Source organism: Roseburia sp. (genome assembly GCF_041325975.1).
Taxonomy (GTDB): Bacteria; Bacillota; Clostridia; order Lachnospirales; family Lachnospiraceae; genus Roseburia; species Roseburia rectibacter.
Genome location: NZ_JBGLEJ010000004.1, coordinates 1231747 through 1255415, shown reverse-complemented (window position 1 = coordinate 1255415; position 23669 = coordinate 1231747). Strand labels below are relative to the sequence as shown.

Here is a 23669-nt window from a genome sequence, read left to right as displayed (position 1 = left end):
AAGAAAACATATGCGTATTTTAGTAGTAAATGATGATGGAATTAAAGCACCGGGTATCCATCGTCTTGCAAAGATGGCTGCGGGACTTGGTGAAGTGTGGGTGGTTGCGCCGGATGCGCAGTGCAGCGCAATGTCACAGCGGATCACTGTGCGTGGAGATTTAGAAGTAAAACCATATGATTTTCCGGTTGTGGGAGTAACGGCATATAGTGTGGGCGGAACACCGGCAGACTGTGTGAAAGTGGCACTGGGCTGTCTGATGGAAGAAAAACCGGATGTTGTATTTTCCGGCATCAATGCAGGTTATAATGTTGGACGTGATATTTTATATTCAGGTACGATCGGGGCAGCAATGGAGGCTCTCTGCGGCGGAGTCCCTGCGATTGCATTTTCGGTTGCAGAGGAAGATGAGTGCGAGGTTTTAGATGCGTATTTAGAATCGGTCGCAAAAGAGCTGATTGCTAAAAAGCTGCCGGAAAATGAGATCTGGAATGTAAATTTTCCGGGATGCACATTAGCAGAATACAAAGGAATCCTGTGGAATCGTATCCCGGATCAGAACCAGTATTACAGGGATAACTATAAGCGGATGGACAGACCGGATGGAGGCATTATCTTTTCTGCCGCAGGACTCCCGGAAACAGAAGCAGCGGATGGAACAGATGCCGGAGCGGTTCTTTCGAATTACATATCAGTTGGAACGATTAAGAACATGATGATTTAAAAAGATGCTGTTTGTTGCAGGCATTAAAATACGAGCATCCCGCCAAATGCTGGTTTGTGGGTGATAGGAGTTTCCCTGTGTAGGGTGGTTCTGGGGGGTTACGATTGGCAAATTGCATCAAGCCGGGACTGTTTTGTTCCGTTGTACGAAAATAAGGCAAGTCTAAGTCAGCCTGATTTAATGTTTCTCGGAGTGACGTGTGCGTCTTAAACGCCCCGTCCGGGGGCATTAAGACTTGTGCTGCCGTCCGTGGCAGCACAACACTGTGTTACGAACAGGCAGACTAAGATTGCCTAATTTTCTCCCAAAGTCACAAAACGAGTCCCGGCTTGATGCGATTTGCCAGCCACTAAGTTGTGAACCACCCTTAGCCGGGAAACTCATTTTACAACCTTGGGGGTGCGTAAATTTTTAGTGTTTTGTGTCTGAATCTGATTAAAAAAAGATTTTCAAATAACTATATTTAATAGATTATTATTGGTTTGATAATACTGGAAAACCTCAATATATCCCATTATGCCTATGTTTATTGCCATACACATTTGAAAAAATATTCTGCGTTATTAGTCTGGCAATTTACGAAAAATTTCATGTAATACAATGTAGCAGATGGAAATTCTGGGAAGTCATCAGGCTGAATATCAATGATACAGCACCTTAAGATTTTAAGCATATTTCCATTCGTGCGAATATCAAAAATCCACACCTACGCCCCCAATTTTGAGATGAACCGCCCGCCCCAATGGTGTTCATAACCTGGAGGCTGGCATCTTGCGCAAAGCCGAAGCTAATTTTGTGACTTTGGGAGAAAATTAGAAAAACTTGGTCTGCCTGTGTAGTTACACAGTGATGTTCTGCCACGGATGGCAGAACAAGGCTTCACGAGCCAAGGATGGCTCGTTGAACGCCGGTCACGTCACTCCGCCATAACCTAAATCAGGCAGACCTAGCTTTTCTTATTTTCGGACAACGAAACCAAAATTAACTCCGGCTTTGCGCAAGATGCCACTCACAGACCTGCGAAACGCCATTTAGGCGGGCGATTTATTTCATAAACAAACCATCATTTGTAGGGCAGCTCGAAAAATTGCAGCCAGGATTTTAACACAGCATCAGCAAAAGGGAAAAACCGGTTCAGATTCCAGTAAAAGGGAGAATATTTATCAGCAGAATTAATAATTTTTATTAACGTACCTGATAGATATTCTCTCTTTTGTATAAACTGGGTAAAATTTTAGTAAAACTTTACTAAAGCTATTGAAATCTGTAAAATCGTGAAATATAATGCAGAAGAAAGGCGTGATTATATGGCAACAATCAAAGAGATTGCTAAGCTGGCACATGTGTCAGCTGCGACGGTGTCGAGAGTGTTGAATCAGGATGAGACATTATCAGTGACACCTGAGGTAAAAAACCAAATAATTAAGATCGCTCATGAGTTGAAATATGTCCCGCCTAAGATGCGTCATGCCAAACGAGACAGACAGATCGTCATCGGAGTTGCGGACTGGCATATCGTAAGAAGAGACAGGCCGGATGTGAGTATTACTTCGGCGGATAATTTATCCGGAAGTTTTGCACAGAAAGCAGATATTGTATTTTTACGTCTGGTTTACGGAGAGGTAAAGCAGGTGGACGGTATCATTGCATTTGGTTTATTCTCGGAAGTGGAAGTTGATTTTTTACGATCACTAAGCACGGAGATCCTGTTTGTTAATTCAGATAAAAAGGATTATGAGTTTGATCAGATCCTCATGGATTACGAGCAGGGATTAAGCGATATGGTGCATTATCTGATGGACGAGAAGGAGTATCGCAGCATTGGTTATATTGGCGGTATATATGAAGATGATATGGTGCGTATCGGAGCACGTCGTCTGAATGGATTAAAGCAGATCCTTCAGAAAAAAGGCTGTTATCAGGAAGGCTATTTTAAGGTCGGAGAGATCAGTCATGAGAGTGGATATTTGCTCACGAAGGAAATGCTTCTGACAGATGAAGTGCCGGAAGTTCTTATTCTGGGAAATGATGAGGTCGCAGAGGGAGCATTAGAAGCGGTCAAAGAATTAAAATACCGTATTCCAAAAGATATTGCGGTGGTGATTTACCGTGATATTGAGACACTTTCGACGAAATATCCGACGTATACAAGTCTTCGCATGCTGCCTGATATTGTATGGACGACTGCCATAAAACTTCTTTTGGAGCGGATTTTAGATGGCAGAAAAGATACGATGAAGGTGTATCTGCCAACAAAGCTCGAACTCGGAGACAGTGCCTGATCATTGGCTGGACAATTCATGAAAAGATCAACAACAAAAGTGTGCACGCCTGCATGGAAATGGATGCAGGAGAGAGAGGAGAACATTTCATTATGAAGAAAAAAATTGCTATGTTACTTGCAGCAGCATTATGCATGGGTACATTTGCAGGATGTGGAAACAGCGCATCAAATGATAGCAGCGCAGCAGACAATAATACGACAGATAATACAGTAGCTGCAACAGAGGGTTCTGACGTGGCAGCTTCTGCTGACAACGTAAAGATTGATACGTTAAACGTATACTTTGTTCCATCCAGAGATCCGGATGAGATCGTAACTGCAACAGAACCGCTTGCAAATTTAATGCAGACAGAGTTAGCAGGTTTAGGATATGATATCGGAGAGGTTAAGATCACTGTTGGTACAACTTTTGAGGCAGTAGGTGAGGCTCTTGCAGCAGGAACCGCTGATGTAGGATTTATTCCGGGTGGTACCTATGTACTTTATGATGACGGCGCAGATGTTATTTTAACAGCAACCAGAGATGGTTTAAATAAAGATTCTGAAAATCCAGCAGACTGGAATGACGGACAGCCTACGGAAGCATCGGACAAACAGGCAGTTTCTTACCGTGCATTATTTATCGCAGGTCCTTCTGATAAAGGACAGGAACTTGCTGATAAAGTAAACTCCGGCGAAGAACTTACATGGGATGATTTAAACAGTGCAAACTGGAGTGTTATGTCATCTTCCTCACCGGCAGGTTATATTTACCCGGCTTTATGGTTACAGGACAGATACCAGAAAGGTATTACAGATCTTTCTTCTGCAGTACAGTCTGATTCCTACGCAAGTGCATTTGCAAGACTTGCTTCCGGACAGATCGACGTACTTGTAACTTATGCAGATGCAAGACGTGACTATGAAGAAAGCTGGACAAGTGAATTTGGTCGTACAAAATCTATCTGGGAAGAGACAAATGTTATCGGTGTAACAGATCCGATCTACAATGATACAGTTTGTGTCAGCAAGACATCTCCGATCATGGATGACGGCTTAAAATCAGCAATCCAGACAGCACTCATCAATATCGGTAACACAGAGGAAGGTAAGGCAGTTATCTCTATCTACAGCCACAACGGATATGAGCCGGCACAGTCTTCTGATTATGATAAAGAGAGAGAAGCACAGAAACTGATCCAGGAATTAAGTGCAGCAAACTAATCGTTACTGGAACGTTTGACAGGGAGTGGACAGTAACAACGAAATAATAACAGGCAGTATGACGGGCAGCAGGAGGGCTGCTGCAGAGCCGGGAAACCGGCTTTGCGGCAGCCTTTCAATGAGTATACACCTATAAAAAACACACACCATAAAAACAGCAGGTGAAAGAAAGGTTTGGTTTAAATTTATGATCGAGTTTAAGGACGTATCGAAGGTATATCCGAACGGGGTAGTGGGACTGGACAATGTCAATTTAAAGATCGAACAGGGTGAATTTGTAGCGATCATCGGTCTTTCCGGTGCAGGAAAGTCCACGTTACTGCGGACGATCAACCGTATGCATGACATCACATCAGGAACTCTGACGGTGGATGGATTAGAGGTTAAGAACTTAAAAGGAAAAGAGCTTCGTACTTTCCGCAGAAAGATTGGAATGATCTTCCAGTCATTTAATCTTGTCACACGAACAACAGTAATCCGTAACGTATTGATGGCAAAAGTGCCGGAGATGCCTTTCTGGAGAGTTCTGCTTGGTGTGTTTAAAAAGGAAGACAAAATGCAGGCACTTGAGAGTCTGGATAAAGTCGGTATTCTGGATAAAGCATATATCCGTGCAGACCAGCTTTCCGGTGGGCAGCAGCAGCGTGTTGCTTTAGCGCGTACACTTGCGCAGAATCCGGAGATCATCTTAGCAGATGAGCCGGTTGCAGCACTTGACCCGGTAACGGCAAAACAGGTTATGAGTGATTTCAGAAAAATTAATCAGGATATGAATATTTCTATCCTTATCAATATTCATCATGTGGAATTAGCACTTGAATATGCAGACCGCATCATTGGAATCCGCGCCGGAAAGATCGTCTATGACGGCCCTTCCGAAAATGTGACACAGGACGTGTTGAACACAATTTACGAAGGAAAGATTCCGGAGAAAACGGAGGAAGCGTAATGGGATTATACGATAAAATATTTAAACCGAAGAAACTTGTGCTTGCAAACGGCAAAGTTGTGGAAGAAAAATGCTCCCGTGCACCGCTTATCATTCTTCTGGTTCTGATCGCAACATGGATCTCCGTAAAGGTTACTGGTTTTTCCATGACAACGCTTGTGACGAGAATCCGGTATTTCTTTGATATTTTAGGACAGATGTTTCCACCGAAGGTTGGTTATATTTCAAGCATCTGGGGACCACTTTTTGATACGATCAAAATGTCACTGCTCGGCTCTTTTGTGGGTGGTGTGCTTGCAATTCCTTTTGCGATTTTAGCGTCCAGCAACCTGATCAAAAATAAAGTTGTGATTGGTGTGGTCCGTGTATTTTTAAGTATCGTGCGTACGATCCCGACGCTGGTTGCTGCCCTGATCGCAACTTATATCTGGGGACTTGGTACGATGGCAGGTACCTTTGCAATCGCAGTATTTACCTTTGCTTATGTTGGAAAACAGTTATACGAGATGATCGAGACGGTCGATATGGGGGCATATGAGGCGATGGAAGCCATGGGTGCAGGAAAGGCGTACTCCTTTATTTCTGCGATCATGCCGCAGGTACTGCCGGCATACATGTCTGTATGTTTATTCTGTTTTGAGGGAAATGTGCGTTACGCAGCAATCCTGGGATATGTTGGAGCAGGCGGACTCGGTCTGATCTTAAATGAAAAGATCGGCTGGCGTGAGTATGACAGTGTAGGAATGATTCTGATCGTTCTGTTTGGTACAGTTCTTATTATTGAAGCAATCAGCCATTATATCAGAAAGAAATTAACGTAGGAGGAACCGGCAAAATGAATGAATCAATCAAAAAAATGTACGAGCAGGAACCAAAGACCTGGTACGCAAAGATCATTGTGGCTTTGATTGTTGCAGCACTTCTTGCATGGTCACTTTCTACGGTTCAGTCTACCGGATCAAACGGAAGCGGACTTTCCGTCGCAGGAAAGATCATCAGCGGAATTTTCCACCCGGATACGAATTTACTGTTTGACCTCTCCACATCCGGTGTTGCTTATCTGTTACTGGAAACCATGTGTATCGCATTCTTAGGAACGATCGTCGGTGCAGTATTATCCATTCCGCTTTCTTTCCTTGCGGCAGCAAATCTGATGCCGAAGCCGGTTGCACTGATCTTCCGTGTATTTATTATGGCAATCCGTACGATTCCGGCATTTGTATACGGACTTATGTTTATCCGTGTGACAGGACCTGGACCATTTGCCGGACTGCTTACCATGTCACTTTGTTCGATCGGTATGATCAGTAAAATGTTTATCGAGAGCATTGAGGATCTGGATACTAAGATCCTGGAATCCTTAGATGCAGCAGGATGTACGATGTTCCAGAAGATCCGTTACGGTATCTTATCCCAGTTGTTCCCGGATTTTATGTCTACTTTGATCTATCGTTTTGACATGAACTTGAGAGATGCAACAGTACTTGGTCTGGTTGGTGCCGGTGGTATCGGTGCACCGCTTATCTTTGCGATGAGTGCATACAAATGGAATCAGGTAGGAGCAATTCTTGCCGGACTGATCGTACTGATCTTAATTATTGAAGTTATCTCATCAAAGATCCGTACAAAATTAGCAAGGGGTTAGTAGTGCGAAAAATCCATATATGAAAGATTTTACGCATACAAATTTGAGTCGCATACTCAAATTTGCAGGTTATTGAAAGGGATAAAACATGCAGCAGAAAAAGTTAAAAATTTATTTTACCTCAGATGTGCACGGATATTTTTATCCGACGACTTATGGGGATATGGATGTAAAACCGGTAGGACTTTTTGGCTGTGCGGCAGATTTTAACAAGGATGATGAGACACTCATCATAGATGGCGGAGATATTTTACAAGGCTCCGCCTTTGCTTATTACTGCCGTCAGGTTGCAAACTCTCCGGAAGTGATCGCAGATATTATGAACGACTGCGGATACGATTATTATACACTTGGCAATCATGACTTTAATTACGGATTAGATTATCAGGCGGCATATCGCAATAGAAATAACGGTGTATGTGTGTGCCAGAATATCATGGATGAGGAAGGAAACACCCTGTTTCCATGGAAACTTCATACGATGAAAAACGGATTGCGCATCGGTATCGCTGGTATTGTAACGGATTATGTAAATATCTGGGAAAAAGAAGAAAACATAAAAGGAATCCATATTACAGATCCTTTTGAGGCAGCGAAGAGGGCACTTGCCCAGATGAAAGAGCGGACAGATCTTACGATCTGCATCTATCACGGAGGTTTTGAGTGTGATTTAGAAAGCGGAGCGGTGCTTTCTAAGACGACTGAAAATGTGGGTTACAGGATCTGTAAGGAACTGGATTTTGATATCTTACTGACCGGACATCAGCATATGTCTGTGCCTGGAAGAGAGCTGTTTGGAACTTATACAGTACAGCCATGTGATAATGCAAAAGAATATCAGTATCTGGAGGTCACCGTGACAGAGGATAAAAAGAGCATCAGGTCCGAATTGCGGCAGTCAGATCCCACAAAGGGGGCTGGGCTTGCAGATAAATACCGTTCTACGGAAAATTCCGTGCAGGCATGGTTAAATCAGCCAATTGGTCATTTGAGCCGTGCAATCATGCCGGAAGAAAAGGCAAAAATGGCATTGTATGGCTCACCGATCGCCGACTTTTTAAACCGTATCCAGCTTCATTTTTCGGGAGCAATGTTATCGTCCGTCGGTCTGGCAAATGAAATCGCAGGTTTCCGCAGTGAAGTGAGCACACGCGATATCATAGCCACTTATCCATATCCGAATACACTTGTGGTCTGTGAGATCACGGGTGCACAGCTAAAGACAGTAATGGAGCGCAGTGCAGAATACTTTGCATATGATAACGAAGGAAATGTCTGTGTTTCCGACAGCTTCCTGGTTCCAAAGGTGGAACATTATAATTATGACTATTATATGGGTGTGGATTTTGAAATCAATCCAAAAAACCCGGTCGGAAGCAGGATCGTGGGGCTTTCAAGAGACGGAAAGCCGGTTTTAGATGAAGATAAATTTACATTATGCCTGAATAATTACCGTTACAGCGGTGCTGGTGGATATGATGTTTACACAGAATGTCCGCTGGTCAAAGAAATCAATGTGGAGATGGTGGAACTGATCATGGATTATTTCCACGAATATCCATATATTGAGGTGTGATGTATGAAAGAATAAACTTGACAGAATGCATTCTATGAAATAAAATCAAAGAAACGCATTGAAGAGAAGAGTACTGATCGGAAATTTTAAAGAGAGAGATACATTTTGGTGTGAGTATCTTAAAATGGAACTTCAGGAAGACCACCTCTGAGCGGCCCTAATCCGGTCCGGTGATTCCGTTATCATCAAAATGAGTGATTTTCCACATGGAGATAAACGGGGTGGAACCGCGGATAAAAATGTTTATTCGTCCCTTATACAGATATGTTGTCTGTATAAGGGACTTTTTAGTTTAGGAAAAGGAGATTAATCATGGTAGATTTTAAAGAAGACGAGAGACTGAATACGCTCAACCATTCCTGTGCACATGTGATGGCACAGGCAGTAAAACACTTATATCCGAACGCAAAGTTCTGGGTAGGACCTGTTGTAAAAGAAGGATTTTATTATGATATCGATCTTGGCGATACTGCTGTCAATGATGATGTGATCGCAGCGATCGAAAAAGAGATGAAAAAAGTCTGCAAAGAAGGTAAAAAGATTTACAGACGTGAGATCTCAAAAGCAGAAGCGTTAGAGCTTTTTAAAGATGATGAGTACAAACTTGACCTGATCGATGGTTTAGAGGATGGAAATATTTCCGTATACGATCAGGGCGATTTCACGGATCTCTGCCGTGGACCGCATGTTGACAATACCAAATTATGTAAAAACTTTAAACTGATCAAATATTCCGGTGTTTACTGGAAAGGTGATGCAAATAACCATGTAATGCAGCGTATCTACGGTGTATGTTTCCCGACTGCAGAAGAGTTAGAGGAGCATTTAAAACTTTTAGAGGAAGCAAAAGACCGTGATCACAGAAAGATTGGTAAAGAGATGCACCTGTTTATGTCTGACGATCTGGTTGGACGCGGACTTCCGATGTTTCTTCCAAAAGGATACACGGTATGGCAGGAACTTGAAAATTATATCAAAGCGAAAGAGCGCAAACTTGGTTATCTTCACGTTATGACACCTTGTGTTGGTACCGTAAATCTTTATAAAACTTCCGGTCACTGGGATCACTACAAAGAGAATATGTTCCCGGCAATGGAAATGGAGGGTGAATCTTTTGTACTCCGTCCGATGAACTGCCCGCATCACATGATGATCTATGCGAACAGAATGCATTCCTATAAAGATCTGCCGATCCGTATCGGCGAGATCGCACATGACTTCCGTTTTGAGGCAAGTGGAACCTTAAAAGGTATCGAGAGAGGAAGACATTTCTGCCAGAATGATGCCCATCTGTTTGTAACACCGGAGCAGATCGAATCTGAGTTTGCAAAAGTGGTAGAGCTGATCTTTGATACTTACAAAGATTTCAATATCACAGATTACCGCTGTGTACTCTCCTTAAGAGATCCGGAAGATAAAGTCAAATACCATGATGATGATGAGATGTGGAACAATGCAGAGAATGCACTCCGTAAAGTACTTGACGATATCGGTATCGAGTATACAGAAGAGATCGGCGAGGCTGCTTTCTACGGACCAAAACTTGACGTTAATGTAAAACCGGCGATCGGTAATGAGTATACACTTTCAACCTGTCAGTTAGACTTCTGTCTGCCGGCAAAATTCAACCTGTCTTATATTGACAGCGACGGAACCAAGAAAACACCGGTTGTTTTACACAGAGCGATTTTAGGTTCTCTCGATCGTTTCATGGCATACATTTTAGAGGAAACAAAAGGAAACCTGCCGTTATGGTTAGCTCCGGTTCAGGCTAAGATCCTTCCGGTCAAGAATGAGGATGAGGAACTCAACGCATACTCTCATGACTTATACAAATATCTCGATGATAGCGGAATCCGTGTTGAGATCGATGAGAGAAACGAGAAACTCGGCTACCGTATCCGTGAAGCACAGATGGAGAAAGTGCCGTATCTGTTAGTGCTTGGTAAGAACGAAGCAGCTGACGGAACCGTAAGCTACAGACTGCATGGAGAGCAGAATTCCACCACAGTTTCCAAGGAAGATTTCCTTGCACTGTTAAAAGAGGATATCCGCACAAAGAAGATCAATCCTGCAGCATTAAAATAAACAGAAATATGAAAATGCGGTGTGTCCGGTAGGATGTGCCGCATTTTTTCAGTCAGACAGGAAACAAAAACCTGATAAATAAATTGTCAAAGATGTATATTGTAATCAAAATTAAATGATAGTAGAATGGTATTAATATAAAATCGTTTATGAGAATAAATCAGAAAGAACAAAGGAGGATATTGATGTGACCCTAAGTGGAAAAGTATCATTAAAGGTAAAAATGACGATTCTGATTATTGAGATTTTAATAATCGGATTATATGGAGTAGTTGTCGGAGCAAAAAATATGGGTACTATCCGTAATGATGCGATCACCAGCATGGAAGAATATGTAAGTGAGGAACACCCGGAATATTCCCAGGAAGAAATACAACAGGAACTGCAGCCGATATTGCAGAAAATGCAGCAGGAAAAGAAAGCAAAACAGGATCAGTTTTTCTATTTTATGGTTATTATGTGCATACTCACGGATATATGGGTACTGTATCTTACATTCGACATTACATCAGGCGTCAAAAGATCTGCGCTGTTTGCCGAAAAAATGGGACAGGGCGATTTTACGCAGCGTGTGGATGAAAAATACCTGAAACGTGAAGATGAGATCGGTATTCTTGCACGCAGCATCCGTGACATTCATCACAATATGAGACATCTGATCGGCTATGTACAGCGCGAAGCGGATACATTGGATGAAACGGTTGGAACAGCAGAGGCGGCACTGGCAAAACTTGCGGACGAGATTGACAGTGTATCTGGTATCACGCAGGAACTTGCAGCCGGAAATCAGGAGACCGCAGCAGCTGCACAGGAAGTGAATACGATGTCCGGAGAGATTGAGGAAGCTGCAAAAGGAATTGCAGAGCATGCACAGGAGGGAAACGGAAAAGTTGACGAGATCCATACCAGAGCGGCTGATACGAAACAAAAGATCAGTGCAAGCCGTGCAAATATCAGGAAAGTGCATGGGGAAATCAATGACAGCTTATCGGAAGCACTTGAAAATGCAAAAGTCGTGGAGCAGATCGGTGTTCTTGCGGAGTCCATCATGGGAATCACTTCTCAGACAAATCTGCTGGCTTTGAATGCATCAATTGAAGCCGCAAGAGCCGGAGAGGCGGGAAAAGGATTTGCAGTTGTTGCAGATGAGATCCGTAATCTTGCGGAGCAGTCGGCGAGCACGGTCGGGAATATCCAGGAAGTGACAGAGCGTGTCCAGACAGCAGTTGCAAGACTGACCACAGATGCAAAACGTCTGTTAGAGTTTGTGGGAGGAGACGTCACGGAGAGTTTTGATGATTTTGAAAAAATGGCAGATGATTATAATGAAGATGCAAACTATGTTGAAGAACTTGTAACGGATTTCAGCGCGGCATCCGAACAGCTTTTAGCTTCGGTCAGCGGAGTGGTTGCAAACATTCAGGAGGTAACGAAAGCTGCAAATGATGGTGCGGCAAGTACCGGAAGCATTGCAGAGCGTGTTACCAATGTTGACAGACAGGCAGAAGATATGCGTGAACTGATGAAACAGACGCAGGAGGCATCTTTGATGCTGAGGAAGGACACAAAGAAATTTACGGTTGCATAGACAGGATTAATCTATTGTAAAAAATATTTTGGATAAAGTAAAAATTAGGACTGCACCACCATTTACTAATTTTAAAAGTTCAAGTAAAATATAAGTAAAAAAAGCAAAATTATGCTTTGTAAGACAGGGAGACTTATATGTTACGGGAAAAGATCAAAAATTGGAAAATGGGACTGGCTGCAGTCCTTGTTTTTGTTCTGGTTTTGGGAATGATGGGGATGTCCGGCAGTGTGAAGGCGGCAGACCAGACGGATTCTAAAATGATTGATATCATGTTTGTGCATGATACACATTCCCATCTGAACAGTTTTTCAACGGTAGTGGACGAAAAACAGGAAATGATCGGCGGGTTCGCAAGGATCAAGACGCTGATCAATGAACAAAAGGAGAAAAATCCGGATACATTAGTAGTGGATGGTGGAGATTTTTCCATGGGAACGCTGGTGCAGACCGTTTTTGAGACACAGGCGGCAGAGATTCGGATGTTAGGGGCCCTGGGCTGCGAGGCGACAACACTTGGCAACCATGAATTTGATTATCGTTCAAAGGGACTTGCTAAGATGCTTGAAACCGCGGCGGAAAGCGGAGATACCGTGCCGGAGCTTCTTGTCTGTAATATCAACTGGGATGCCATGGAACAGCAGGGACTCTCAGAAGGACAGCAGCAGATCCGTGATGCATTTACGGAATACGGTACGAAAGATTATGTGATGGTGCAAAAGGGCGATGTCCGGGTGGCGCTGCTTGGCGTATTCGGAAAAGATGCACTGGCATGTGCACCGACCTGTGAACTGCAGTTTACGGATCCGGTGGAAGCAGTAAAAAAGACTGTAGCTGAAATTAAGAAAAACGAAGATGCGGATATTATCATCTGTCTTTCCCATAGTGGAACTTCAGAAGATGAGTCAAAGTCAGAGGATGAAATTCTTGCAAAAAAAGTGCCGGATCTGGATGTGATCATCAGTGGACATACGCATACAAAACTGGAGGAGCCGATTGTACATGGGGATACCTATATCGTTTCCGCAGGGGAATATGGCAAGTACTTAGGTTCCTTATCGCTGGAACAAAAGGATGATGGGCGATGGAGCATGAAAGAATATCAACTTACTCCGATCGAGACAGATATTGCGGAAGATGATGCAACACAGGAAGAAATTGATTCGTTTATGGCAACGGTAGATACAGATTATCTGGCACAGTTCGGATATACGAGGGAGCAGGTGGTTGCAGAAAATAATGTAAAGTTTGACAGCCTGGAGGATCTCTACAACATCCATACCGAGCATAATCTGGGGGATCTCATCGCAGATGCCTATGCTTATGCGGTCACAAACAGTACGGATTATAATGGCACTCCCGTGGATGTGGCGATCGCGCCGAGTGGAACGATCCGTGATACCTATACAAAAGGAAACATTACGGTGGAGGATGTGTTTAATTCGTTTTCACTTGGAATCGGTGCGGACGGTGTGCCGGGGTATCCGCTGATCGAAGCATATCTGACAGGAAAAGAGTTAAAAACCGTGGCAGAGATCGACGCATCCGTGTCTGATCTGATGACATCTGCACGTTTATATATGTACGGTTTGCAGTTTACTTACAACCCGCATCGTATGATCTTAAACCGTGTTACCGATGTGTATCTGCTGGATGCAGATGGCAATCGCAGGGAGTTAGAAGATGATAAAATGTACCGCGTGGTGGCGGATCTTTACAGTGGGCAGATGCTGTCTGCGGTGACGAAAACATCGTATGGACTGTTGTCTGTTGTGCCGAAAAAGGCAGATGGAACACCGATTGAAAATTTTGAAGATGTGATTTTGACAGATAATGGCGGGGAATTAAAGGCATGGACGGCAATCGCACATTATATGGAGTCGTTCCCGGATGAAAATGGAGATGGAATTGCGGATATTCCACAATATTATGCCGGATTGCATGAAAGAAAAGTGGTAGATGATTCGTCTGATCTCATAAAATTAATAAAAAATCCGAATAAATATGCCGTCATGATCGCAGGAATCGTATTGATCGCTATTTTACTGGTTGTTTTGCTGATACGGTTAGTGTTAAAATTAGTAAAATATCGAACAGGAAAAAGTTTATAGGTTATTGAAAGGCATGGTTATTAACATGAGTGCGCAGGACAGAACAGAAGAAATTTTAAGACAGATGCATATACTGCTTGCAGGCAGTGAGTCTTATGACGGTATTGGCAGTAAAATTATCCTTGATAAAAAAAGAATGTTAGAACTGCTTGCTGAGTTAAATAAGGCTATCTATGCCATGATGGATGAGTACGAACTGACGACACAGGGGAAAGACCGTGCCAGACGCGAGGCAGCGAAGATTGGGGAAGATATCTTAAAAGATGCCAGTGGAAAAGCAGAGGATGTGTATGCTGCGTCCGTTATGTATACAAATGAGGCACTGCGGCATGTGCAGGAGATCATGCAGAGGGCGACAGATGCCATGCAGGAGATTTATAAGGATGCCAATGAAAAGCTCCAGAAAGAAAAAGATATTGTGAGGCGTGATCAGTCAGATCTGAAAGGGCATCTGCAGAATCTTGCCGATACGGATAAATATTTAAATTTGATTGAGGATCGCAACCGTGAGATTGAGAAGGAAAGAGCGAAAGAAAAGGGTGAGATGGAGCCATCCCCTTATACTGCGGTCAAACCGGAGATCAGAATCAATCAGGAGTATTTTGAAAAAGCGGGAATTGTGCCGGAAAATGAACAGGTGGAAGAAATTCCGGAAGATACCAGAGAGGAAAGTACTCCGAAAGCGGAAGTAAATGTAAATGTCAATCTGGATGCTGAGTATTTTCACTGGAAAGAGGGCGAAGAACATTCCGGTGAAAAGAAGCCGGAAAAACATTCTTTTTTTTCAAGACATCATAAAGATTAAAAGGAGAACGTGATGTTAGAAAAGCAGGAGAAAAAAGAATCTCACAAAAAATGGGAAAATCTATATGTTTTTACGGGACGGAAAAGTGACCTGACAACGATGATTTCCATTGCAGTCATAAATCCGATGATCCTGTATGTTTTTATCGGGTATGTGGCAGGTAAAAAGATCAGCCTGTCAGCGTTGTTTCTTATTATTGACGGAGTATTGTTTTTACAATGGGGACTGCTGGTAAAAAGACGCAAAAGAAAGCTGGAGATGCCAATACAGGGAGAGGCAGAACGAATGGATGCCATCAGGAAAAAAATAGATGAACTGGATAATGACTGACAAACAGAGGGAGACAGCCTTAATGGCCGTCTCCCTGTTTATATCCTGTATTGGAAATGATCTGCTGACTGTTAGAAAGCACGGTTGCAGATGGTGTGTAATTGTTATCATCAAATAAGAACTGATGTAATTGTGTGACGTTAGAGGCAAGATCACATGGAATAACAACATCACCGATCTTATCGTATTTGTGTGTTGTTTTTTCATATGGAAAACCGGTTGTATCGCCAATGTTATAACTGAAAATTTTTGCAGCAAGGGCAAGCAGATCCGTGTTAGAAAAACTTGTCTGAATATCTCCGAAAGCTGCGTTGATCAGTTTGTTGAGTGTCAGAATATTGGATTTCTGGGCTTTTTGCATCATTGCAGTTAAAACGGTACGCTGACGTTCTGTTCTGCGGTAGTCATCACCGCCACCATAACGGATTCTTGCGTAGGCACATGCCTGTACACCATCTAAGGTGTAAGTTCCACCGGAAGCCGGTGGGGTGGAATTGTGGCCGGTCAGCTCATTTAACTCTCTCATATAACCGGTCATCAGGCTTGCCTCATCGTCTGTGATCGTGATATCCACACCGCCTAAAAGGTCGACACATTCGATGATCGCATTAAAATCGACAGTTACATAATCTGTGATTGCAAGGTCAAGATTTGTATTCAGCATGGAGAGTGCCTGTTCCGGGCCGCCTTTTGCGTATGCTGCATTACATTTCTGATAAGTACCGCTGCCAGTATCTAAATAAGAATCGCGGTAGACGGATACCAGATTGATCGTATGCTGTTTTGTATCAATGTTCGCTAACATGATGACATCGCTGTTTCCCTTGGAGAGACTGCCATTGGAACGATTGTCAAGTCCGAAGAGAGCGATCGTTTTGTAATGAGCCATCGATTCTTTTGTCTCATCGGAGAGGTCATCATTGATGGAGACATCGTTCATGTCTAACTTATTTTTTTCAATTTTAGATAATTTGGTTGTGATAAAAAGGGCAATGGCGAGGAGCAGAATGATCACAAACTCCAGAATAAGGAGCATGATCTTTTTCTGCTTCCTGCTTTTGTCTGCAGTGTGCACATTTTTTTTCATAAGAATCCTCCATTCCTGCGCTGTCTTTTTAATAAAAACAACGTTTTTATTTGCATATCAAGTTTGTGCGTAAGCACAAATCTTGCGTGTGAAAAATGTATTTTTTATACTATCCTCCATTTTGTGTAAAACTCTTTGTATTTACAGGAAGGATGTGGAAAAGTCACGGACTTCCTGTCTATACCAGTGTGGGTACGAAAGATATCATAAGGCGGTTGTACTTTTGATGCAATAAAGTATTTCTTAAATTTGAGGTAAATTTCTTAAATTAAATTAAGAAATGTGGGAAATACTGCATATGCAGCAGCAATTTAAAGGAATATTAAGAAATCCGCTCTATAACAATTTAAACTTTCCTGTTAAAATAAATGTAAAATCTGGTGTAATACTTAAAGTAAGACACAAAAAGAAGCGGAGGTTCTTATGCAGACAATTTTAGTGTGTGATGATGATAAGGAAATCGTAGAGGCGATCGAGATATATTTACAGCAGGAAGGATACCATATTTTAAAGGCGTATGACGGTGAGGAAGCATTGGAAATCTTAAAAGAGAATGAGGTTCATCTTCTGATCATGGATGTGATGATGCCGCGTCTTGACGGAATCCGTGCAACTTTAAAGATACGTGAGGAAAGCAGTATCCCGATCATTATTTTATCCGCAAAAACGGAGGATGCAGATAAGATTTTAGGTCTTAATATAGGTGCAGATGATTATGTGGAGAAACCGTTTAATCCTCTCGAACTGGTAGCAAGGGTCAAATCGCAGTTAAGACGTTATACCCAGCTTGGAAATGCGGCAGAAAACAGCGCATCTGTGTATACAGTGGGAGGATTGTCGATCAATGATGACTTAAAAGAAGTTACGGTGGATGGCGAAGTTGTAAAACTCACACCGATCGAGTATAACATTCTTCTGCTTTTAGTCAAAAATCAGGGAAAGGTATTTTCTATTAACCAGATTTATGAGAGCATCTGGAATGAGGATGCGATCGGGGCAGATAATACGGTTGCAGTGCATATCCGGCATATTCGTGAAAAAATCGAGATCAACCCAAAGGAGCCGCGTTATTTAAAGGTTGTGTGGGGTGTTGGATATAAGATTGAAAAGAACTGATTCTGGGGAGATTCCGTGCGCTGGTATATAGAATAAGACCCTGCACGGAGATGGAGACTTCATATGGAAAAAAAATCATACACATATGGCAGTAAGTTAGCAGGCATGATCCTGCATCTGTTTTTTACGGTAATCCTCACGATCGCCGTATATCTTCTGGCATCGTTGATCAGTAAAAATATTCTGCAGGTAACGGATATCGGAACAGATGATTTTTTTAATTCCGGATACTATACAAAATGTATGGAGCAGAAATGCAGTGAACTGACCGATTACCTTCATCTGTTACAAAAAGGTGATAAGCGGAGTGCGGAGGACGATAAGCGTTATCTGCAGTATACAAATGAGTTTAAGCGTGAAGACACCAATTTCTGTTACTGGTATAAACAGAATGGGGTGTGGTATACCAACCAGCCGGATTCAGTGGAAGGTCAGGAGTTTGATACACAGACCGTTCTCATGGAGGCAAAGACCATGGGAGATTATCTGCTCTATGATATGGAGAAAAAGGAATTTGGCACCGATATCCGCGGCATGGAAAATTATTTTTTTGGCAGTTACAACAATCAGATGTATCTGCCGCTTGAAAATGTGGTGCTTGTGATCGGGGTGGATACGGATCTGACGGCAAAAGATGATCTGTATGATGCCGAGGTGGAATATGTAAGACTGCATCCGTGGATCAAAGTCAGTATCGTTGCGGCATTGGTCAGTCTGATGGGATGGGTGTTAAGTCTTGTATATCTGACACTTGCGACCGGACACAGGGATGGAGAAGAAGGAGTTCATCTTAATTTTATCGACCGGATAAAAACGGAGATCGTGACCGCCGTTTTTATTGCAGCAACCAGTGAACTTATTATGCTTTTGTCCCATGTAAATAATAAAACATGGAATGTATCAGGACTTCTTGTTGCATCGGGAACGGTCAGTCTGTTAATTGATGTTCTGTTTCTTATTTTTTACCTGAGTATGGTACGCCGGATGAAGGCGGAAGTGATGTGGGAAAACAGTCTTGCATGCTGGCTTGTAAGGGGAATGGATAAGTTCTTTGAGAAGAGGACGGTAACGGTACGTGTGCTTGTTGTCTTTGCAGTTCACATGATCGTCTGTTTTGTGCTTGCCATGGGAGCATTTTATTACCACCAGGTGATCTGTCTGGTGCTGCTTCTGATCTTCAGCGGAATGGAGGCATATGCGCTGCTTCGGTCTGCGGTTGAGCATTATCAGGTGTATGAGGGCGTGGAGAAAATTACAGAAGGTGTGTTAAGCAATAAGATTGACACAGAAGGGCTGCATGGAGAAGATAAAAAACTTGCAGAGGCGATCAACAATATCGGCAGCGGTCTTTTACATGCGGTGGATGACAGTACGAAAAACGAGCGTATGAAAGCAGATCTGATCACGAATGTTTCACATGATATTAAAACACCGTTAACCTCCATTATTAATTATGTTAACCTGATTAAACTTGAACAGATTGATAATGAGCGAGTGAATGGCTATATCAGGATCTTAGATGCCAAGTCACAGCGATTAAAGCAGCTTACCGAAGATCTGGTCGAGACATCACGTATTACGTCCGGAAATGTCAAACTGGATATGCAAAAGATAGATCTGGTGGAACTCATTTATCAGACCGCAGGTGAATTTAACGAAAAATTTGAGGCAAAAGAGCTGACGATCGTTACAAAACTTCCGAAAACGGAAGTAATGATCCGTGCGGACGGCAGACAGCTGTACCGTGTGATCGAAAACCTTTATAATAATGTTGCAAAATATGCATTGGAAAAAACCAGAGTTTATGTGGATGTGCATGTGCTTGAGGAAAAAGTGACATTTTCCATTAAAAATGTATCGGAGCGTTCACTTGCACTGGAAAACAGCAATGCGGGAGATCTGACAGAGCGTTTTATCCGTGGGGATGCTTCAAGGACAACGGAAGGAAGCGGACTTGGACTTTCCATTGCAAAAAGCCTGACACAGCTTATGGGAGGAATTTTTTTTATCGGCGTGGACGGGGATCTGTTCAAGGCATCGATCACGTTCCCGCTTTACAGAGAAACACAACAGGAAAATGATATAGATGAATAAGATAGCTGCCGCCAGACAGCAATCTGTACTTTCAAATGCTTTCGGTTTAACGTGTAAAAGTACTTGATTTTTATTCATGCTGTCTATATAATTCAAGATAATAGAAAAATGGGCAAAAGAATGGAGGAAACCATGAAATTATACGATAGAGGTGTATATCTCGTAAATGGAAATGAACTGGTGCAGGATGGTGCAAATGCCATTGAAGAGGTCAGAAAAAAGACCGGTGCAGCAGTGACAAAAGAACAGGCAGCAGAAAATACGATTGCTTATGGCATCTTAAAAAATCATAATACATCCGGCAATATGGACAAACTTCAGATCAAGTTTGACAAACTGACATCCCATGATATCACATTTGTCGGAATTATCCAGACAGCAAGGGCATCAGGATTAGAGAAGTTCCCAATCCCATATGTACTGACTAACTGTCATAACAGTCTCTGTGCAGTCGGAGGAACAATCAACGAAGATGACCACATGTTTGGTTTAACCTGTGCAAAGAAATACGGCGGAGTTTATGTACCACCTCATCAGGCAGTTATCCATCAGTTTGCACGAGAGATGCTCGCTGCGGGGGGGGCTATGATCCTTGGTTCTGACTCCCACACACGTTATGGTGCACTCGGTACCATGGCAGTCGGGGAAGGTGGACCGGAGCTTGTAAAACAGCTTTTAAATAAGACTTATGATATCGACATGCCGGGTGTGATCGGTGTTTATCTGACAGGAACACCGGCAAAAGGTGTCGGACCGCAGGATATTGCACTTGCCATTATCGGAGAAGTGTTTGACAAGGGGTATGTAAAGAATAAAGTCATGGAGTTCGTCGGACCTGGTGTTGCAAACTTAAGCGTCGATTTCAGAATCGGTGTGGATGTTATGACCACAGAGACAACCTGTCTTTCCTCCATCTGGCAGACAGATGACAAAGTAAAAGAATTTTATGCGATCCACGGCAGACCACAGGATTACAAAGAGTTAAATCCGGGCAGCGTGGCATATTATGACGGAATGATCGAGATCGATCTTTCAAAGATCAAACCAATGATCGCAATGCCGTTCCATCCAAGCAACACTTACACGATCGAAGAGTTAAATGCCAACCTGATGGATATCTTAGATGACTGTGAGAAACGTGCAGAGGTAAGTTTTGATGGTGCGGTCAAACTTGACTTAAAGAGCAAAGTAAGAGATGGAAAACTGTATGTAGACCAGGGTATCATAGCAGGCTGCGCAGGCGGTGGATTTGAAAATATCTGTGATGCCGCAGACATCTTAAAAGGCGCAAGCATCGGACCGGATGAGTTTACTTTAAGTGTATACCCGGCAAGTACACCGATCTACATGGAATTAGTAAAGAATGGTGCAGTTGCATCCCTGATGGAGACAGGTGCGATCGTTAAGACTGCATTCTGCGGACCGTGTTTTGGTGCTGGTGATACACCGGCAAACAATGCATTTTCCATCCGCCACTCTACCAGAAACTTCCCGAACCGTGAAGGTTCCAAGGTACAGAAAGGACAGGTTGCTTCCGTCGCACTGATGGATGCACGTTCTATTGCAGCAACAGCCGCAAATAAAGGATTTTTGACAGCTGCAACAGACGTTGATGTGAACTTCACCAAACCGAAGTATTTCTTTGATAAAAATATTTATGCAAACCGTGTCTTTGACAGCAAGGGTGTAGCCGATCCTTCCGTTGAGATCCAGTTTGGACCAAACATCAAAGACTGGCCGGCAATGAGTGCATTACCGGAAAATATAGTATTAAAGGTTGTATCCGAGATCCACGATCCGGTAACGACTACCGATGAGCTGATCCCATCCGGAGAGACATCTTCCTTCCGTTCTAACCCGCTTGGACTTGCAGAGTTTGCACTTTCCAGAAAAGATCCACAGTATGTTGGCCGTGCAAAAGAGATCCAGAAAGCGCAGAAAGCGTTAGAAGCCGGAAACTGTCCGTTAGAAGCAGTAGAAGAGTTAAAACCGGTTATGGATGTCATCGATAAAGTATTCCCGGAAACAAAATTTGAGGATAACCATTCCAATGGTGAGATCGGTTTTGGAAGTACGATCTTTGCAGTAAAACCGGGCGATGGTTCTGCACGTGAGCAGGCTGCTTCATGCCAGAAAGTACTTGGCGGCTGGGCAAACATTGCAAATGAGTATGCAACGAAACGTTACCGCTCGAACCTGATCAACTGGGGTATGCTTCCATTCATTATTCCGGAAGGCGGGCTGCCGTTTAAGAATCTTGATTATTTATATATTCCAAATATCCGTAAGGCGGTTGAGGACAAGCAGTCTGAGATTACGGCATATGTGATCAAAGATGGAAAAGCAGAAGAATTTAAACTTGGACTTGGTGCGATGACCGATGATGAGAGAGAAATCATCTTAAAGGGTTGTCTGATCAATTATTACAGAGGGTAAAACCGCAGACTGATATTTTGGGGCATCGGCGCATGAGCACCGGTGTCCCTTTTTGCAAAATCCAGTAATTAATAAAAATTTCAGCAAAATCTGATTGCGTTACCTGTCTGCGAAGGTTATAATGAAAATATTAGATAAGACGGAGGATGGCAATTTGGACGAACAGGAGAAGATAAAAAAAACATCTCAGGAAACAGAATGGGAATTAAAACCACAGTATGTCATCATCGCACTGGTCGTATTTGTGACTTTCTGCTGTTGCATACTGTTTTTCTTTATGATCTACCGTTACAATGGATTCACAGACTTCTGGAAGAAGCTGTCTTTGATCTTACAGCCGATCATTATCGGTGTAGTGATCGCATATCTGTTAAATCCAATCATGAAATTTTTAGAGGGACACCTGTTTAAGTTTTTAGAGCCGCGGATGAAAAGCAAACGTAAAGCGAAAAAGACGTCACGGGGAATTGCAATTACCGGATCGCTGGTATTTTTAGTGGGAATCTGTGTGCTTTTGGTGGCGGCGATTGTTCCATCTATTTCTGAGAGTATCCAGAGCATGATCACATCGTTTCCACAGGAAGCAAAGGATCTGACGAAATGGGTAGACGAGGTGACAAACGGTGATACGGAATTTGCGTCCATGATACAGCAGGGCGTGGACAAAATAACGGATACGGTTGAGACCTTTTTTGAAGATGATATTTTTTCAAAGGTACAGACCTATCTTACATCGATCACAAGCGGTGTCATCTATGGAGTCAAGTTTGTTTTAAATGTGATCATCGGTCTGATCATTTCAGTTTATGTGATGGCGGACCAGGAACATTTTGCCGGACAGGCAAAAAAGATCGTATATGCACTGTTTAAACCGGTGCGTGCTAATGTCATTGTTGATACTGTCCGTAAGAGTAATGAGATTTTCAGCGGCTTTATCAGTGGTAAAATTTTAGATTCGGCGATCATTGGTGTGCTCGCCTATATCGTGCTTGCAATCATGAAGATGCCGGATACGGTGTTAGTCGCCGTGATCATCGGTGTCACCAATGTTATACCGTTTTTCGGTCCGTTTATCGGTGCGGTGCCGTCCTTTATCATTATTGTGCTGCAGAATCCGATACAGGGATTATATTTCCTGATCTTTATCGTTGTTTTACAGCAGATCGACGGAAATATCATTGGACCGAAGATACTTGGAAGTTCTACCGGATTATCGGCATTCTGGGTTGTGTTTGCAATTCTGGTATTTGGCGGATTATGGGGATTCCCGGGAATGTTGCTCGGAGTGCCGCTTATGGCAGTAATTTATTATATTGCACAGAAAACAGTGTCTTATTTATTGAAAAAACGCGGACTTACAGCAGATACATCGGCATATGTATATCTGACAAAAGTTGACAGGGAGAGCAACCAGCCGGTTTATGATAAGAATCCGACCAAAAAAGAGCTGAAAAAGCATCGCGAAAAGCATATAGAAGAGAGTAAAAAAGAAGAAAAAGATCAATGACAGAAAAGAGGGGGAGCAGACTGCAAACCCCCTTTTTTTGCGTGTATCATAGCATTTTTTCTTAGATTAATTTTTGACATCTATATGTGCGTATGATAAACTAAGAACAAAAGAAGCAGCAAAAGA

General features: G+C 42.8%; 17 protein-coding genes and 1 other annotated feature. Of the genes, 16 read left to right on the top strand and 1 reads right to left on the bottom strand.

What is annotated here, in order from left to right:
• Positions 1-10: 10 nt before the first annotated feature.
• From surE to ACDD58_RS09330, 12 genes are all read left to right on the top strand, one after another.
• Positions 11-724 (top strand): 5'/3'-nucleotidase SurE, encoded by a 714-nt coding sequence (gene surE, locus ACDD58_RS09385; protein ID WP_370777143.1) that lies wholly within the window; start codon positions 11-13, stop codon positions 722-724.
• A gap of 1307 nt (positions 725-2031) precedes the next feature.
• Positions 2032-3006, top strand: coding sequence for a substrate-binding domain-containing protein (locus ACDD58_RS09380; RefSeq protein WP_173885353.1), 975 nt, complete (start codon positions 2032-2034; stop codon positions 3004-3006).
• A 92-nt stretch (positions 3007-3098) separates the two neighbouring features.
• Positions 3099-4211, top strand: coding sequence for a phosphate/phosphite/phosphonate ABC transporter substrate-binding protein (locus ACDD58_RS09375; RefSeq protein WP_370777140.1), 1113 nt, complete (start codon positions 3099-3101; stop codon positions 4209-4211).
• 187 nt (positions 4212-4398) lie between these two features.
• Entirely contained in the window at positions 4399-5160 is a 762-nt protein-coding gene (phnC, locus tag ACDD58_RS09370; RefSeq protein WP_006855404.1) for a phosphonate ABC transporter ATP-binding protein, read from the top strand.
• A complete protein-coding gene (gene phnE / locus ACDD58_RS09365) occupies positions 5160-5981 on the top strand; it encodes a phosphonate ABC transporter, permease protein PhnE (RefSeq protein WP_118209916.1) in 822 nt (273 codons plus the stop codon). The genes phnC and phnE (ACDD58_RS09365) overlap by 1 nt, the downstream gene beginning before the upstream one ends.
• Positions 5982-5995: 14 nt before the next feature.
• Positions 5996-6805 (top strand): phosphonate ABC transporter, permease protein PhnE, encoded by an 810-nt coding sequence (phnE, locus tag ACDD58_RS09360; RefSeq protein ID WP_117921623.1) that lies wholly within the window; start codon positions 5996-5998, stop codon positions 6803-6805.
• An 88-nt stretch (positions 6806-6893) separates the two neighbouring features.
• A complete protein-coding gene (locus ACDD58_RS09355) occupies positions 6894-8381 on the top strand; it encodes a bifunctional UDP-sugar hydrolase/5'-nucleotidase (protein WP_370777136.1) in 1488 nt (495 codons plus the stop codon).
• Positions 8382-8430: 49 nt separating this feature from the next.
• Positions 8431-8639, top strand: a binding site (T-box leader).
• A gap of 54 nt (positions 8640-8693) precedes the next feature.
• The gene (thrS, locus tag ACDD58_RS09350; protein WP_186900090.1) at positions 8694-10469 is read left to right on the top strand and encodes a threonine--tRNA ligase; all 1776 of its coding nucleotides are present in this window, start codon (positions 8694-8696) and stop codon (positions 10467-10469) included.
• A gap of 187 nt (positions 10470-10656) precedes the next feature.
• Positions 10657-12057 (top strand): methyl-accepting chemotaxis protein, encoded by a 1401-nt coding sequence (locus ACDD58_RS09345; RefSeq protein ID WP_243006874.1) that lies wholly within the window; start codon positions 10657-10659, stop codon positions 12055-12057.
• A 137-nt stretch (positions 12058-12194) separates the two neighbouring features.
• The gene (locus ACDD58_RS09340) at positions 12195-14168 is read left to right on the top strand and encodes a bifunctional UDP-sugar hydrolase/5'-nucleotidase (protein WP_370777132.1); all 1974 of its coding nucleotides are present in this window, start codon (positions 12195-12197) and stop codon (positions 14166-14168) included.
• 13 nt (positions 14169-14181) lie between these two features.
• Positions 14182-14973 carry a hypothetical protein gene (locus ACDD58_RS09335; protein WP_243006875.1) on the top strand — a complete coding sequence of 264 codons (792 nt, stop codon included), beginning with the start codon at positions 14182-14184 and terminating at the stop codon, positions 14971-14973.
• A 12-nt stretch (positions 14974-14985) separates the two neighbouring features.
• A complete protein-coding gene (locus ACDD58_RS09330; protein ID WP_117921633.1) occupies positions 14986-15303 on the top strand; it encodes a hypothetical protein in 318 nt (105 codons plus the stop codon).
• Between the two features lie 19 nt (positions 15304-15322).
• On the opposite strand, the gene ACDD58_RS09325 is transcribed toward ACDD58_RS09330, so the two are convergent.
• The gene (locus ACDD58_RS09325) at positions 15323-16390 is read right to left on the bottom strand and encodes an LCP family protein (RefSeq protein WP_118209919.1); all 1068 of its coding nucleotides are present in this window, start codon (positions 16388-16390) and stop codon (positions 15323-15325) included.
• 423 nt (positions 16391-16813) lie between these two features.
• Here ACDD58_RS09325 and ACDD58_RS09320 point away from each other — a divergent pair, with 423 nt between their 5' ends.
• The 4 genes from ACDD58_RS09320 to ACDD58_RS09305 all read left to right on the top strand — a co-directional run bounded on the left by ACDD58_RS09320 (position 16814) and on the right by ACDD58_RS09305 (position 23543).
• Positions 16814-17506 carry a response regulator transcription factor gene (locus ACDD58_RS09320; protein WP_117921636.1) on the top strand — a complete coding sequence of 231 codons (693 nt, stop codon included), beginning with the start codon at positions 16814-16816 and terminating at the stop codon, positions 17504-17506.
• Between the two features lie 63 nt (positions 17507-17569).
• Complete coding sequence (locus tag ACDD58_RS09315) at positions 17570-19600, top strand: HAMP domain-containing sensor histidine kinase (protein ID WP_117921638.1); 2031 nt, start codon at positions 17570-17572, stop codon at positions 19598-19600.
• Positions 19601-19732: 132 nt separating this feature from the next.
• Positions 19733-22036: a hydratase gene (locus tag ACDD58_RS09310; RefSeq protein WP_117921639.1), complete on the top strand. Its 2304-nt coding sequence runs from the start codon at positions 19733-19735 to the stop codon at positions 22034-22036.
• Between the two features lie 121 nt (positions 22037-22157).
• The gene (locus ACDD58_RS09305; RefSeq protein WP_118209920.1) at positions 22158-23543 is read left to right on the top strand and encodes an AI-2E family transporter; all 1386 of its coding nucleotides are present in this window, start codon (positions 22158-22160) and stop codon (positions 23541-23543) included.
• The last annotated feature ends 126 nt before the right edge of the window (positions 23544-23669 follow it).